Annotated in this window: 12 protein-coding genes; 2 read left to right on the forward strand and 10 right to left on the reverse strand. The window is 72.4% G+C overall.

The window, feature by feature from the left end; all coding sequences use genetic code 11:
* Window positions 1-228 (reverse strand): chaplin, encoded by a 228-nt coding sequence (locus tag DDJ31_RS13975; protein ID WP_127179959.1) that lies wholly within the window; start codon window positions 226-228, stop codon window positions 1-3.
* A gap of 308 nt (window positions 229-536) precedes the next feature.
* Window positions 537-953 carry a rodlin gene (locus DDJ31_RS13980; protein ID WP_127179958.1) on the reverse strand — a complete coding sequence of 139 codons (417 nt, stop codon included), beginning with the start codon at window positions 951-953 and terminating at the stop codon, window positions 537-539.
* A gap of 196 nt (window positions 954-1,149) precedes the next feature.
* Between DDJ31_RS13980 and DDJ31_RS13985 the strand changes: the two genes are divergently transcribed.
* Window positions 1,150-1,563 carry a rodlin gene (locus tag DDJ31_RS13985; protein WP_093831152.1) on the forward strand — a complete coding sequence of 138 codons (414 nt, stop codon included), beginning with the start codon at window positions 1,150-1,152 and terminating at the stop codon, window positions 1,561-1,563.
* 259 nt (window positions 1,564-1,822) lie between these two features.
* Complete coding sequence (locus DDJ31_RS13990) at window positions 1,823-2,233, forward strand: rodlin (RefSeq protein ID WP_127179957.1); 411 nt, start codon at window positions 1,823-1,825, stop codon at window positions 2,231-2,233.
* A gap of 67 nt (window positions 2,234-2,300) precedes the next feature.
* Here DDJ31_RS13990 and DDJ31_RS13995 read toward each other — a convergent pair whose 3' ends face one another.
* From DDJ31_RS13995 to DDJ31_RS14030, 8 genes are all read right to left on the reverse strand, one after another.
* Window positions 2,301-4,229: an AMP-dependent synthetase/ligase gene (locus tag DDJ31_RS13995; RefSeq protein ID WP_127179956.1), complete on the reverse strand. Its 1,929-nt coding sequence runs from the start codon at window positions 4,227-4,229 to the stop codon at window positions 2,301-2,303.
* A gap of 96 nt (window positions 4,230-4,325) precedes the next feature.
* Window positions 4,326-6,434, reverse strand: a complete 2,109-nt coding sequence (gene ligA, locus DDJ31_RS14000; protein ID WP_127179955.1) for an NAD-dependent DNA ligase LigA — start codon at window positions 6,432-6,434, stop codon at window positions 4,326-4,328.
* Between the two features lie 58 nt (window positions 6,435-6,492).
* Complete coding sequence (locus DDJ31_RS14005; protein WP_127179954.1) at window positions 6,493-7,353, reverse strand: ABC transporter permease; 861 nt, start codon at window positions 7,351-7,353, stop codon at window positions 6,493-6,495.
* Window positions 7,350-9,986, reverse strand: a complete 2,637-nt coding sequence (locus DDJ31_RS14010) for an alpha/beta fold hydrolase (protein WP_164784968.1) — start codon at window positions 9,984-9,986, stop codon at window positions 7,350-7,352. Before DDJ31_RS14010 ends, DDJ31_RS14005 begins: the two co-directional genes overlap by 4 nt.
* Before the next feature lie 256 nt (window positions 9,987-10,242).
* On the reverse strand, window positions 10,243-11,745 hold the full coding sequence (mmsA, locus tag DDJ31_RS14015; RefSeq protein ID WP_127179953.1) for a CoA-acylating methylmalonate-semialdehyde dehydrogenase: 1,503 nt from the start codon (window positions 11,743-11,745) through the stop codon (window positions 10,243-10,245).
* A gap of 14 nt (window positions 11,746-11,759) precedes the next feature.
* A complete protein-coding gene (gene iolD, locus DDJ31_RS14020; protein ID WP_127179952.1) occupies window positions 11,760-13,643 on the reverse strand; it encodes a 3D-(3,5/4)-trihydroxycyclohexane-1,2-dione acylhydrolase (decyclizing) in 1,884 nt (627 codons plus the stop codon).
* Window positions 13,640-14,452, reverse strand: a complete 813-nt coding sequence (iolB, locus tag DDJ31_RS14025) for a 5-deoxy-glucuronate isomerase (RefSeq protein WP_127179951.1) — start codon at window positions 14,450-14,452, stop codon at window positions 13,640-13,642. The genes iolD and iolB overlap by 4 nt, the downstream gene beginning before the upstream one ends.
* A 7-nt stretch (window positions 14,453-14,459) precedes the next feature.
* Window positions 14,460-15,338 carry a Cgl0159 family (beta/alpha)8-fold protein gene (locus DDJ31_RS14030; protein ID WP_127182802.1) on the reverse strand — a complete coding sequence of 293 codons (879 nt, stop codon included), beginning with the start codon at window positions 15,336-15,338 and terminating at the stop codon, window positions 14,460-14,462.
* Between the last annotated feature and the right edge of the window lie 16 nt (window positions 15,339-15,354).

Below are 15,354 nucleotides of genomic sequence, written 5' to 3' on the forward strand. Positions count from 1 at the left end.
TCAGTGGTTGACGCAGACGTTGCCGAACGCGGGGTTCAGCAGACCGATCACGTCGATCGAGTTGCCGCACAGGTTGACGGGGATGTGGATCGGGACCTGGACGACGTTGCCGGAGAGGACGCCGGGCGAGCCGATGGCGGCACCCTCGGCACCCGAGTCGGCGAAGGCCGGGGCGGCCAGGCCGAGCGTCATGATCGCGCCCGCGACGACAGCGGCGGTCTTCTTCATGAGGTTTCCCTTCTCTGCGGTCATGCCGAGGTGGCGGTCGAAACCGACGCGAGCACAGCCGGAACGGCTCGCACCATGACCTACGTGCTGGAAACGAGAGACGGGCCGCAGAAGAAACTGTGGAACGCGGGTCACCTGACAATTCACTCGAACGCTGCGCGCGGAAAGGGGCGGTGGACGCGCGGAAGCGGTATCGGGGACCGCCGCAGCAGTAACGCTTCTCCAGAAGGATCGTCAGAAGAACCGGCGGGACCCGGGCGGTCGCGCCTGGGCGCGGCGCGACCGCCCGGGTCCGGGTGCGGCGGTCGTCAGCTGCCCAGGGAGCCGTTGCCCGAGAGCACCGGGATGTTGTCCAGGATGTGCGAGAGCGGCTCGTCACCCTTGGCCTGGGTGGAGTTCTCGGCGCACTGCTGGTTCTGCGGCGCGGACAGGATCGGCACGTCCTGCAGGGCGGTGACCGGGACCAGGACGCCCACCAGCGACGCGGCGTTGACCTTGGCCGGCAGGCCGACGCAGAGCTTGTTCAGCGAGCCCTGGACCAGCGAGGACTGGGGGCTGAGGTCGCCCTTGGTCTTGGCGTTGCCGAACGCCTGCTCGGCGCCGTTGCCGTTGACGGTGGTGACGCCGCTGTCGTTGCCAATGGCCAGCGCCTGAGGAGCCGCGGTCGCCGAGACGCCGACGACGGAAGCCGCGACCGCGGTGGCGGCCATTGCCTTCTTGAACATTTCTCCGGATTTCCTTTCCTGAGGGGGCCGCACATTGCCGCCCCGTCACATCAACCAGGCGGACCCGGATAGGTTTCGACGCTTCACCCGCGCGGATTTCCATTGCGCCATTGGAGTGAACCCCAGCAACCATGCGGGCCGGGGTCAGTTGTGCAGGTCGCTCCGGTGGACGGGGTTTCTCAGAAGGGACATGCAAGTGATCAAGAAGGTTTTGGCTGCTGCGGCGATCGCCGCTTCCGTCGCCGGTGTTTCGGCCGCCACGGCGCCCCAGGCGCTGGCGATCGGCAACGACGGTGGCGTCACCACCACCAACGGCAACGGCGCCGCGCAGATCTACGGCAACCAGGCCACGTACGGCAACATGAGCCCGCAGATGGCGCTCATCCAGGGCTCGCTCAACAAGCCCTGCATCGGCCTGCCCGTCAAGGGCAACCTGGCCTCGCTCGTCGGCCTGGTCCCGGTCACCGTCGCGCAGGACGTGCCGATCCTGTCGGCCCCGCAGAACCAGCAGTGCACCGAGAACTCCACCCAGGCCAAGGGTGACGAGCCGCTCTCGCACATCCTGGACAACATCCCGGTCCTGTCGGGCAACGGCTCCGCCGGAAGCTGATCCGCAGACGCACCCCAGAACGGGCCGCCGATCCACTCGGCGGCCCGTTCCGCGTGTCCGGACACACCGCGCGGGGCGCACCTCGCCGGGGGCGCGCGGGCGGGGTGGGGTGGGGGGCGCGTTCCGTGGCGCACGCTGGGCCGATCGGGGCATAAAGCGCAACCAAACCGCTCGCCGGGGGTTGATCAAAACGCGGCTCTGCAACGGAGTCCGTCTCCGAAACTCTGCACGGAGTCCGCTCTCCGAAAGGGAAAGAATCATGAAGAAGCTGCTGGCGACCGCGGCCATCGCCGCCTCCGTCGCGGGTGTCTCGGCCGCCACCGCTCCCCAGGCGCTGGCCATCGGCAACGACAACGGTGTGACCACCACCAACGGCAACGGCGCCCTCCAGTCGTACGGCAACCAGGCCACCCACGGCGACATGAGCCCCCAGCTCTCGCTCGTCCAGGGCTCGCTGAACAAGCCCTGCATCGGCCTGCCGGCCAAGGTCAACGCCGCGTCGCTCATCGGCCTGGTCCCGGTCACCGTCCTCCAGGACGTGCCGATCCTGTCCGCGCCGCAGAACCAGCAGTGCACCGAGAACTCCACCCAGGCCAAGGGTGACGAGCCGCTCTCGCACATCCTGGACAACATCCCGGTCCTGTCGGGCAACGGCTCCCTGGGCAGCTGACCGCAGCACCACCCGAGCGGGCCGCCGAAGCACTTCGGCGGCCCGCTCCGCTGTGTCCGGCCCGCCCTCAGGGGCGCCGCCGGTACAGCGCCTCGATCCGCTCCGCGTGGACGGCCGTCACGGCATGCCGCTTGACCTTGAGGGACGGCGTCAGCAGGCCGTTCTCCTCGGTGAACTCGCCCTCCACCACGGCGAAGGCGCGGATCGACTCGGCGCGGGAGACGGCCGCGTTGGCGTGGTCGACGGCGCGCTGGACGTCGGCGCGCAGCCGCGGGTCGTCGGCCAGTGCGGCGAACGGCGTGTCGGCGGGCAGTCCGCGGACGGTGAGCCAGTGGGCGAGCGCCTCGGGGTCGAGGGTGACGAGGGCGGCGACGAAGGGCCGGTTGTCGCCGACGACCAGGCACTGGCCGATCGGCGGGCGGCTGCGCAGCCGGTCCTCGAGGACGGCGGGCGAGACGTTCTTGCCGCCGGAGGTGACCAGGATGTCCTTCTTGCGGCCGGTGATGGTGAGGTAGCCGTCGGCGTCGAGGGAGCCGAGGTCGCCGGTGGCGAACCAGTTGTCGCGCAGGACGGCGTCGGTGGCGGCCGGGTCGTTCCAGTAGGCGCCGAAGACGATGCCGCCCTTGATCAGCACCTCGCCGTCGTCGGCGATGCGGACGGCGGTGCCGGGGACCGGGATGCCGACGGTGCCGGGGCGGGGGCGCAGGGGCGGCACGATGGTGGCGGCGGCGGAGGTCTCGGTGAGGCCGTACCCCTCGTAGACGATGATCCCGGCCGCGTAGAAGAAGAGGTTGAGGTCGCGGTCGAGCGGGGAGCCGCCGCTGATGGCGTACCGCATCCGGCCGCCGAGTTCCTTGCGGACGCGGCGGTAGACCAGCAGGTCGTAGAGGGCCCAGGCGGCCCAGAGGGCGGGACCCGGGCCCTTGCCCGTGCGCAGGAAGCGGTTCAGATGGGCCTGTCCGAAGCGGACGCCCGTGCGGTCGGCGCGGTCGAAGGAGGCGCCGCGGCCGATCTTCTCGGCGGTGGCCCGGCCGGTGTCGTGGATCTTCTCGAAGAGGTAGGGGACGCCGACGACGAAGGTCGGGCGGAACTCCTTGAGCGCGGGCCGGAGTTCGTCGGGGCGGATGCTCGGGCAGTGGCCGATCTCGATGCGGGCCATCAGGCAGGCGATCTGGAGGGTGCGGCCGAGGATGTGGGCGAGCGGCAGGAACAGCAGGGTCGAGGCGACCTGGCGGGTGACCTCCTTGAAGATCGGGTGCAGCAGTTCGACGGTGTTGGCGGCCTCGGCGTGCAGGTTGGCGTGGGTGAGGACGCAGCCCTTGGGCCGGCCCGTGGTGCCGGAGGTGTAGCAGACGGTGGCGGGGGTGCCGGGAGTGAGCGCGGCGCGGCGCGCGGTGACCGTGTCGTCGGGGAGATGGCGTCCGAGGGCGGTGAGTTCCCCGACGGCGTCCGCGTCGATCTCCCAGACGCGGGGCGGTACTTCGTGGCGGCGGGTGCCCGCGCGTACCGTCGCGGTGTGGTCGGCGGTCTCGGTGACGACGAGGCGGGTGCCCGAGTCGCCGATGATCCAGTCGACCTGGTCGGGCGATGAGGTGGGGTAGACCGGCACGGTCCGGCCGCCCGCGGCCCAGATCGCGAAGTCGAGGACGGTCCACTCGTAACGGGTGCGGGACATGACGGCGACCCGGTCGCCGGGTTCGAGCCCGGCGGCGACGAACCCCTTGGCGATGGCGGTGACTTCGGCGGCGAAGCGGGCGGCGGTGACGCCCCGCCAGGTGCCGTCCGGTGCCCGGCGGCGCAGGACGACGGCGTCGGGGGCCTCGGCGGCGTTGGTGAAGGGGAGGTCGGCGATGCTGCCGGTGGTGAGGGCGGCCGCCAGGGGCGGGGTGCGGGCCTCGCGTACCGCGCCGTCTCCGTCCCTGACGGTCTCGACCCTGGCTCGGGCGGCCAGATCACCGCGTTCCCTGGCCCGTTTCAGATCCCTGCGTACGCCCATGGCGGCTCCCGGTGGCACGGCTCGGACTTACTCGGGAGTCAACTTACCCGCGCGTAACTATTTATCAATGGGTCGCGCGGGAAAGGGAGTTGGCGGTCAGTCGGCGGAGGCGGCGGTGGCGGGCCGGTCGAGGTGGTCGGCGACCAGGGCGGCGAACGCGGCCGGGGTGATCAGCTCGATGCCCAGGGTCTCCGCCTTGGCGCGCTTGGACCCGGCGCCCTCTCCCGCGACGACCAGGGTGGTCTTCCTGGAGACGGTGGAGGACGCCCGGCCGCCCGCCCGCTCGACGAGTTCGTTCATCTGGTTGCGGCTGAGGTTCTCCAGGGCGTCGGTCATCGTGCCGGTGACCACGACCGTCATCCCGGTCAGCGGGCCGCCGTCGGCCGGTTCCGCCGCCGTGCCCCCGGCCGCCTCGCCCGCCGTCTCCTCGGGGGCGGGCGGGGTGGCGCCCGGTTCGGTCATGTTCAGGCCCGCCGCCACCAGCCGGTCGATGAGCGGGGCCAGGGTGGCGAGTTCCTCGACGATCGACGGGGCCTTCTCCGTGCCGATGCCCTCGACGCGTCGCATCGCCTCGGCGTCGGCGGCCCTGATGTGGTCCATGGTCGCGAAGTGGCGGGCGATACGGCGGGACATGGAGCGCCCGGTGCCGCGCACGCCGAGGGCGCACAGGACCCGGGAGAGCGGCCGGCCCCTGGCCGTGTCGATCGCCGCGAGGAGGTTGTCGGTGCTGGTGCCACCCATCCGGTCGAGGCCGAGCAGCTGCTCGCGGGTGAGGGTGAAGAGGTCGGCGAGGTCGGCCACGAGTCCGGCGTCGACGAGCTGGACGACCCGGGTGTGGCCGAGGCCCTCGATGTCGAGCTGGTCGCGTCCGGCCGCGTAGGCCAGGGAGGCGACCAGATGGCAGTTGCGGCCCTGCTCGCAGCGCCAGCGCTCCTGGCCGGTGTCGATGCCGGCGCCGCAGCGCGGGCACACCTCGGGGAAGACGATGGGCTGTTCCTCGCCGGTGCGCAGATGGACGACGGGGGCCTCGACGCGCGGGATGACGTCGCCGGCGCGGTGGACCATGACCTGGTCGCCCAGGCGCAGATCGCGGCGGGTGATGTCGGCCGGGTTGTGGAGGGTGGCGTAGGTGATGGTGGCGCCGTCGATCTCGACCGGCTCCAGGACGGCGCGCGGGGCGATGACGCCGGTGCGGCCGACGTTCCACTCCACCGCGGTCAGCCGGGTGATCTTCTCGACGGCGGGCAGCTTGTAGGCGACCGCCCAGCGCGGGGCGCGTGATCCGGAACCCGCGGCCCGCTGGTCGGCGGCGAGGTCGGCCCTGATGACGATCCCGTCGATACCGAACGGCAGTTCGGAGCGCAGGGCGGCGATCTCGCGCACCCGGGTCAGCACCTGCTCGACGCTGTCGGCGGTGGTGCCGGGGACCGGGGTGGTGGCGGTGGTGTTGACGCCGTACCGGGCGGCCAGCGCCATCAGGTCGCTGTGCGGGAGGTCGGCGAGCGCGCTCTCCTCCTCGGACAGCGGCAGCAGGCCGTAGCAGAAGAACGTCATCGGGACGGTGTAGGCGCGTTCCCTGGCGCGCAGGCTGCCCGCGGCGGCGCCGCGCGGGTTCGCGAACGGCTGGCCGCCGTGCGCGCCGCGCACCTCGTTGGCGTGCTCGAACTGCTGCGTCGTCATGAGGACTTCGCCCCTGACCTCCACGGTGACCGGCTCGGTCAGTTCGCGGGGCAGGCCCTCGACGGTGCCGATCGCGTGCGAGACGTCCTCGCCCGCCGTGCCGTCGCCCCGGGTGATCAGCTGTCCGAGGCGGCCGCGGGTGTAGCGGGCGGCGACGGCGAGGCCGTCCAGCTTGGGTTCGACGCCGAACCGGGTGACGTCGTGGCCGACGCGCCGGGCCAGTGAGGCGGTCCAGGCCGTGAACTCCTCGGGCGAGAAGACGTTGTCCAGGCTGAGCATCGCGACCGTGTGCGGGACGTCGCCCTGGACGGCGCCGCCCGCGACCTTCCCGGTCGGAGAGCCGGGCAGCACCTGGTCGGGGTGGTCGGCCTCCCAGGCGCCGATACCGCGCACCAGCCGGTCGTAGCTGTCGTCGTCGAGCGCGGACGTGCCGCCCCCGTAGTAGGCGGCCGCCGCCTGCACGGCGGCCTCGACGGCCTGCGCGTAGGCGGCGGCGTCCTCGATCACTGCTGCGGGTGTGGTCATGCCGCCATCCTGCACACCACCACTGACAACGGGCCGGGGCACGGCCCCCGGCAGCCCGCTACGACACGATGTCCTTGCGGGCGAAGCCCCGGAAGGCCAGTGCGAACAGGATCACCGCGTAGGTGACCGAGACCGCCGTGCCCTGGAGCATGCCCGACCACTGGAGGTTCGGCTGGACGGCGTCCGCCCAGGCGAACTGCCAGTGGGCCGGCAGGAAGTGACGCCAGTCGCCGAGCGCCGTCACGGCGTCCAGGACGTTGCCGACGATGGTCAGGCCGACCGCGCCGCCGACCGCGCCGAGCGGGGCGTCGGTCTTCGTGGAGAGCCAGAACGCGAGGCCCGCGGTGACCAGTTGGGAGACGAACAGGTACGCCACGACCACCAGCAGGCGCTGCGCCGCCGTACCCGCGTCCAGGGCGCCGCCGGTCGGGATCTCCAGCGGGCCCCAGCCGTAGGCGGCGGTGCCGACGACGATCGCCACCACCGGCAGCAGGATCATCGCGGCCAGGCTCAGGCCGAGCCCGACGACCAGCTTGGACCACAGCAGCCGGGCCCGGGGCACCGGCGCCGCCAGCAGATAGCGCAGGGACGACCAGCCCGCCTCCGAGGCGACCGTGTCCCCGCAGAACAGCGCGACCGGGATGACCAGCAGGAACCCGGCCGACACGAACAGGTTGACGGCGGCGAAGTTGGCGCCGGACGCGGTGGCCGTGTCCATCAGCGTCACCCGGCCGTTGCGGCCGCCGGGTTCGCCGCCGATCGCGAAGGCGACCAGCAGCACGAACGGCAGCGCGGCGAGGATCGCGCCCATGACCAGGGTGCGGCGGCGGCCCAGTTGCCGGGCCAGTTCGACCCGCAGGGGCAGGGTGTGGCCCGCCCGGTAGCCGTGGGCGACCTCGGTGAGCGCCGGGGTGCTCATGCGGAGCCTCCGATCAGGGTGAGGAAGGCGTCTTCGAGGCGGCGGTGCGGTCCGACGGAGGCGACCGGCACGTCGAGCCTGACCAGTTCGACGACGAGCCGGCTGGCGCTGCCCTCGGGGGTGAGGCGGACCAGGACGCCGTCGTCGGTGCGGAGCGCGGAGGCCACGCCGGGCAGCGCGGCGACCTTCTCCACGACGGGTTCCTCGACCGGTTCCGCGGTGCCGATCAGGAGGGTGTCGCCGGAGCCGATGATCTCGGCGACCGGGCCCGCCTGGACCAGCCTGCCGCGGTCCATGACCACGAGGTGGGTGCAGGACTGCTCGACCTCGGCCAGCAGATGGCTGGAGACGATGACGGTCCGTCCCGCGGTCGCGTACCTGATCATCACCTCGCGCATCTCGCGGATCTGCGGCGGGTCCAGCCCGTTGGTGGGTTCGTCGAGGATCAGCAGGTCGGGCAGGCCGAGCATGGCCTGCGCGATGGCCAGCCGCTGGCGCATGCCCTGCGAGTAGGTGCGCACCGCGCGGGCCAGCGCGTCGCCGAGCCCGGCGATCTCCAGCGCCTCGTCCAGGTGGGCGTCCTCGGCGGGGCGGCCGGTGGCCCGCCAGTACAGCTCCAGGTTCTCCCGGCCCGACAGGTGCGGCAGGAAGCCCGCGCCCTCCACGAAGGCGCCGACCCGGGAGAGGACGGGGGCGCCCGGCCTGATCGGCTGGCCGAAGACGCGGATCTCGCCGTCGTCCGGTTCGATCAGGCCCATCAGCATCCGCAGGGTGGTGGTCTTGCCCGCGCCGTTCGGCCCGAGCAGGCCGAGGACCTGGCCCTTCTCCACCCGGAACGACAGCTCCCTGACCGCGTACCGGTCGGTGGAGCGGGCGTAGCGCTTGCTCAGTCCGGTGATCTGGAGCGGGACGTCGCCGAGCGCGGGGTCGGGCGGGGCGGCGGCCGTGCGGCGGCGGCCGGTGAGCAGCAGCGCCGCGGCGACGGCGAGGCCCGCGAGGGGCAGCCACCACACCCAGGACGGCAGCGTGGTCGCGGCGGTGCGCACCTCGGGCGCGGTCGGCACCTGGAGGTCGCCCTTGAGGGAGACGGTGTAGGTGGCCGGGGTCGTCGGGGAGGCGTAGCCGAGGTCGGTGGAGGCGAGGACCAGGCGGAGCCGGTGGCCCTGTTCGATCTCGTGGTCGACGGCCGGGAGCGTGATCGTGACGTCCTTGCCCGCCTTGGCGCCCTCGACGCGCACCGGGGTGACCAGCTGGGAGGGCAGCACGGAGCGGCTGCCGTCGGCGGCGACGTCGTACACCTTGGCGAAGAGGACGGCGTCGTCGCTGGTGGCCCTGACATGGACGGTGGCCTTCGGGGACCCGGTGATCCGCAGGCCGGTCCCGACCGGGGCGGAGTCGAAGCGGGCGTACTGGCCGGGGAAGTCGAGGGAGACGCCGACGCCGAGGGCGGAGAGCTGCGAGAGGCCCGCGCCCGCGCCGAGTCCGGGGAGCGCGGAGACGGCGGGCGGGCTGGCGCCCGCCGGGTTGACGAAGCGCTGCTCGCGTCCGGCGAGGGCGACGGGTTCGAGGCCGCTCTCCAGACCCGGGTAGCGGTCCGCGCTCGCGCCGCGCAGCAGGGCGGCGCCGTCGGTGGAGTCGACGCCTCCGGTGCGGGTGACGCGGAAGGCGGGGCCGGTGCCGGTGGCGTCGTCGTCCTTGAGGTAGCGGTCGAACCAGGCGCGGGTGCGGGTCTGGATCCGGCCGGCCTCCATGTCGCCGCCGTCGTGGCCGCCGGCGATCCAGTCGACGTCCACGGGGGCGCCGTTGGCGCGGATGGCCTGGGCGGCGGCGTCGGCCTGGCCGAGCGGGAACAGGGAGTCCGTCTGGCCCTGGGTCAGCAGCGTGGGCACCTTGATGCGGGCGGCGACGGCGGACGGCGAGCGGGCCTCGAGGAGCTTGCGGGCCTCGGCGTCGGGGGTGCCGGACTCGGCGACCCGCTCGTACATCCGGCACAGGTCGGGCTGGAATTTCGCGCAGCCGCCGCCGGAGTTGACGAAGATGCCCGCCCACAGTTTCTTGAAGACGCCGTTCGGGAAGAGGGCGTCGGCGAGGTTCCAGTAGGTGATGGCGGGGGCGATGGCGTCCACCCGGTCGTCGTGCCCGGCGGCGAGCAGGGAGACGGCGCCGCCGTAGGAGCCGCCCGCGATGCCCACCCGGGGGTCGCCGGGACGGTCCAGCTCGACCTGCGGCCGGCGGGCGAGCCAGTCGATCAGCTTCGAGACGTCGGCGACCTCGGCGTCGGGGTCGTTGAGGCCGATCTGGCCGGTCGACCGGCCGAAGCCGCGGGCCGACCAGGTCAGGACCGCGTAGCCGTCCCTCGCCAACTCCTCGGCCTGGCCCCTGACGTCCTGCTTGCTGCCGCCGAAGCCGTGGGCGAGCAGGACGGCGGGGCGGCGTCCCGCGGTGTCGGTGGTGAAGTACGAGGTGTCGATGCGGACGCCGTCGATCGCCATCAGACGGTCCGTCCGGTGCACCGGCGCCTTCTGGTCGGAGGCGACGGCTGTCCAGGTGCCCACGCCGACGAGGACCGCGACCGCGGCGCCGGCCGCGAGCAGCCTGCGGGGGCGTGGGGGGCGGAGTGAGCGAAGATCCATGGTTCAACGGTACGGGGGGTCTCCGACGGTTTGGGGGGACCGTGGAAGGAGGTGGGGGGTGGGGTGTACCGCGGTTGGTGTACGGGGTGGTGAGGCGCGGGGTGGTTTGGGGGAGGTGGCGGGGGTCGGGGGCGGGTGCGGGCCCGTCGGGGTTCTCGCGCAGTTCCCCGCGCCCCTTTGGGGCGCGTGGTGTTCGCGGTGTGAGGAAGGGGCCGTCCTTGTGAGGACGGCCCCTTCCATGGTCACCCGGTGGGTCTCAGTGGTTGCGGGGGAAGCCCAGGTCCACGCCTGTGGGGCCGTCCGCCGGGTCGGGCCAGCGGGTTGTGACGACCTTGCCGCGGGTGTAGAAGTGCGTGCCGTCGTTGCCGTAGATGTGGTGGTCGCCGAAGAGGGAGTCCTTCCAGCCGCCGAAGCTGTGGTAGCCGACGGGGACCGGGATCGGGACGTTCACGCCGACCATGCCGGCCTCGACCTCCAGCTGGAAGCGGCGGGCGGCGCCGCCGTCCCGGGTGAAGATCGCGGTGCCGTTGCCGAACGGCGACGCGTTGATGAGGGCGATGCCCTCGTCGTAGGTGTCGACGCGGAGCACGCAGAGCACCGGGCCGAAGATCTCGTCCTGGTACGCCTTGGCGGTGGTGGGCACCTTGTCGAGCAGCGAGATGCCGATCCAGTGGCCGTCCTCGTAGCCCTCGACCGTGTGTCCCGTGCCGTCGAGGACGACCTCGCAGCCCTCGGCCGCCGCGCCGGTGACGTAGGACGCCACCTTGTCGCGGTGGACCTTGGTGATGAGCGGGCCCATCTCGGAGGCCGGGTCGTCGCCGGGGCCGATCTTGATCTTCTCGGCGCGCTCGCGGATCTTCTCCACCAGCGTGTCGCCGATCGCGCCGACCGCGACGACGGCCGAGATCGCCATGCAGCGCTCGCCCGCGGAGCCGTAGGCGGCGGAGACGGCGGCGTCGGCCGCGGCGTCCAGGTCGGCGTCGGGCAGGACCAGCATGTGGTTCTTGGCGCCGCCCAGGGCCTGCACGCGCTTGCCGTTGGCGGAGGCGGTGGTGTGGATGTAGCGGGCGATCGGCGTCGAGCCGACGAAGGAGACGGCCTTGACGTCGGGGTGCTCCAGGAGGCGGTCGACGGCCACCTTGTCGCCGTGGACGACGTTGAAGACGCCGTCGGGCAGCCCCGCCTCGGCGAGCAGCTCGGCGATCTTGACCGCGGCCGAGGGGTCCTTCTCGGAGGGCTTGAGGACGAAGGTGTTGCCGGTCGCGATGGCGATCGGGAACATCCACATCGGGACCATGGCGGGGAAGTTGAACGGCGTGATGCCCGCGACGACGCCCAGCGGCTGCCGGATCGAGGAGACGTCCACCCGGCTGGCGACCTGGGTGGACAGCTCGCCCTTCAGCTGGACGTTGATCCCGCAGGCCAGGTCCACGATCTCCAGGCCGCGCGCGACCTCGCCGAGCGCGTCGGAGTGCACCTTGCCGTGCTCGGCGGTGATCAGCTCCGCGATGGCGTCGCGGTTGGCGTCGAGCAGCGCCCGGAAGCGGAACAGGATCTCGGTGCGCCGGGCCAGCGAGGACTGGCCCCAGGACACGAAGGCGTCCTTCGCGGCGGCGACCGCGGCGTCCACCTCCTCGACGGACGCGAACGCGACGTTGGTGGTGACGGCGCCGGTCGCGGGGTCGGTGACCGGCCCGAACGTGCCCGACGCGCCGTCGACGGACTTGCCGCCGATCCAGTGGTTGACGATCTTCGTCATGCCCAGTAGCTCCTTCACAGATGGCGGCGTCGGGTGGAGACGTGCCGTTCGTACAGCTCACGTGCCTTGACCGCGGAGGGGCGGGTGGCGGTCTCGGCCACAGGTACATCCCACCAGGCCTGTGCCGGGGGCGGGCCCGACACTGTGTCTGCCGTTTCGGTCTCGACGTAGACACAAGTGGGAGTGTCGGCCGTCCGGGCGAGCGCGAGGGCTTCGCGCAGCTCCCGTACGGTTTTCGCGCGCAGCACCCGCATGCCGAGGCTGGCCGCGTTGGCGGCGAGGTCCACGGGCAGCGGGGCGCCCGTGAACGTGCCGTCGTCGGCGGGGTAACGGTAGGCGGTGCCGAAGCGTTCGCCGCCGACCGACTCGGAGAGGCCGCCGATGGACGCGTACCCGTGGTTCTGCACGAGCAGCAGGGTGATCGCGACGCCCTCCTGGACGGCCGTCACGATCTCGGTCGGCATCATCAGGTAGGTGCCGTCGCCGACCAGCGCCCAGACGGGTCGGTCGGGGGCGGCCATCTTCACGCCGATGGCGGCCGGGATCTCGTACCCCATGCAGGAGTAGCCGTACTCCAGGTGGTACTGGTCCCTCGACCGGGTGCGCCAGAGTTTGTGCAGGTCGCCGGGGAGCGAGCCGGCCGCGTTGATGATCACGTCGGTCTCGTCGACGAGCGCGTCCAGGGCGCCGAGCACCTGCGTCTGGGTGGGCCGGACGTCGGGTTCCTCGGCCTCGTAGGCGGCGTCGACGCGCTGCTCCCAGCGCTCCTTGTCCTCGGTGTACTCGGTGACGTAGGAGTCGGCCGTGCGGTGGCCCGGGGACGCCAGTGCCTCGGTCAGCAGTTCGAGGGCGGTGCGGGCGTCGGCGACCAGCGGGGCGGCGGCGAGCTTGTGGGCGTCGAAGGCGGCGATGTTGACGTTGAGGAAGCGCACGTCTTCGCCGGTGAACAGGGTGTGGGAGGCGGTGGTGAAGTCGGTGTAGCGGGTGCCGACGCCGATCACCAGGTCGGCGGTGCGGGCCAGTTCGTCGGCGGTCGCGGTGCCGGTGTGGCCGATCCCGCCGACGTCCTGCGGGTGGTCCCAGCGCAGCGAGCCCTTGCCCGCCTGGGTGGCGGCGACGGGGATCCCGGTGGCCTCGGCGAACGCGGCGAGGGCGGCCTCGGCGCGGCTGTGGTGCACTCCCCCGCCGGCCACCACGAGGGGGCGGCGGGCGGCCCTGATCGCGGTGACGGCGGCGGCGAGTTCGGCCGGGTCGGGGGCCGGGCGGCGGACCGTCCAGATCCGGTCGGCGAAGAACGCGTCGGGCCAGTCGTACGCCTCGGCCTGCACGTCCTGCGGGAGGGCGAGGGTGACCGCGCCGGTCTCGACCGGGTCGGTGAGGACCCGCATCGCCTGGAGCGCGGCCGGGATCAGGGCCTCGGGGCGGGTGACCCGGTCGAAGAACCGGGACACCGGGCGGAGGGTGTCGTTGACCGACACATCGCCCGCGTGCGGGAGTTCGAGCTGCTGGAGCACCGGGTCCGCGGTGCGGCTCGCGAACGTGTCGCCCGGCAGCAGCAGGACCGGCAGCCGGTTGACGGTGGCGAGGGCGGCGCCGGTGACCAGGTTGGTGGCGCCGGGTCCGATGGACGTCGTCACGGCGTGCGTGGAGAGCCGGTTGGACTGGCGGGCGTAGCCGACCGCGGCGTGCACCATGGCCTGTTCGTTGCGGCCCTGGTGGTAGGGCATCAGGTCGGCGTGTTCCAGGAGCGCCTGGCCGACGCCCGCGACGTTCCCGTGGCCGAAGATGCCCCAGGTCGCGCCGATCAGCCGCCGCCGTTCGCCGTCCCGCTCGGTGTACTGGGCCGCCAGGAAGCGGACCAGCGCCTGCGCGACCGTGAGCCTCGTCGTCGAGGTCATCGGTAACCCTCCGTGTGGTCGGGGTGGAAGCAGATCCGCCACTCCCGCGTCCGGCCGGGCCCCGCCATGACGTTCAGGTAGTACATGTCGTGTCCCGGCTGCGCGACCGACGGGCCGTGCCATCCGTCGGGGACGAGGACGGCGTCGCCGGAGCGGACCTCCGCGAGGACGTCCGAACCGCCCTCACGGGAGGGAGATACGCGCTGATAGCCGAATCCGTTCGGGCCGTCGATCTCGAAGTAGTAGATCTCCTCCAACTCGGCCTCCACGCCGGGCCGGTGCTCGTCGTGCTTGTGCGGCGGGTACGACGACCAGTTGCCGCCGGGAGTGATCACCTCGACCGCGATGAGCTTGTCGCAGTCGAAGGCGTCGGCGGACGCGAAGTTGCGGACGTGGCGGGTGCACAGACCGCTGCCGCGTTCCTCGACGGGGACCTCCGGCGCGGGGCCGTAGCGGGCGGGGAGTTGTCGCTCGCACTTCGCTCCTGCCAGGGCGAAGCGGCCTCCCGCGCCGGAGGCGATCTGGGCCTGGGCGTCCCGGGGCACGTACGCGAAGTCGGTGACCGACGCGAACACGCTTTCCCTACCCAGGAGTTGGAACTCGTTCCCCTCTGTCCGCACGGTACATGCGCCTTCCAGGGGAAGGATGATCCACTCACTGTCACCGGTGGTGAAGGTATGGGTACCGCCGGGTGACAGTTCGACGATGCGCAGGCTGCTGTGGTTCCAGCCGGCCCGCTTCGGATCGATGTCGAGCGTGTAGTTGGCGTCGGCGGTGGTGCCCCGCGCGAGATGCAGCTCCCTGCTCATTCGACCCTCACAGCAGTCCGACGGCGGTGTCCACGGCGGCGGCCACGTCGCCGTCCGCCGGGTAGAGCAGTGAGCGTCCGACCACCAGGCCGCGCACGGTGGGCAGGCGCAGCGCGCCCCGCCACTTCTCGTACGCGCCCGCCTGGTCCTCGGGGGAGCCGCCGACCTCGCCGCCGAGCAGCACGGCGGGCAGCGTGGAGGCGGCCATGACCTCGGCCATGTCGTCGGGGTTCTCCGTGACCGGGACCTTCAGCCAGGTGTACGCGGAGGTGCCGCCGAGCCCGGAGGCGATGGCGATGGACCGGGTGACGGCCCCGGCCGACAGGTCGTTGCGCAGCCGGCCGTCGGCGCCGCGGCGGCTGATGAACGGCTCGACGAAGACCGGCAGCCGGCGCGCGGCCATGGCGTCGATGGCGCGGGCGGTGGACTCCAGGGTGGTCAGCGAGCCCGGGTCGGTGTAGTCGACGCGCAGCAGCAGTTTGCCCGCGTCGAAGCCGAGCCGTTCGATGTCCTCGGGGCGGTGTCCGGTGAACCGGTCGTCCAGTTCGAAGGAGGCGCCCTGGAGGCCGCCGCGGTTCATGGAGCCGAGGACGACCTTGCCGTCGAGGGCGCCGAGCAGCAGCAGGTCGTCCAGGATGTCGGCGGTGGCGAGGACGCCGTCGACCCCGGGGCGTGACAGCGCGAGGCAGAGGCGGCCGAGGAGTTCGGCGCGGTTGGCCATGGCGAACTCGCGTCCGCCGACGCCGAGCGCGCCGCGGGCCGGGTGGTCGGCCGCGACGATCATCAGCCGGCCGTTGTCGCCGAGCAGCGGGCGGCGGGTGCGGCGGGCGGCCGCCTCCGCTATGGCCTCGGGGTGCTCGGTGCGCAGCCTGACCAGTTCGGCGATGTCGACGCGGACGTCC

This window comes from Streptomyces griseoviridis (assembly GCF_005222485.1).
Taxonomy (GTDB): Bacteria; Actinomycetota; Actinomycetes; order Streptomycetales; family Streptomycetaceae; genus Streptomyces; species Streptomyces hintoniae.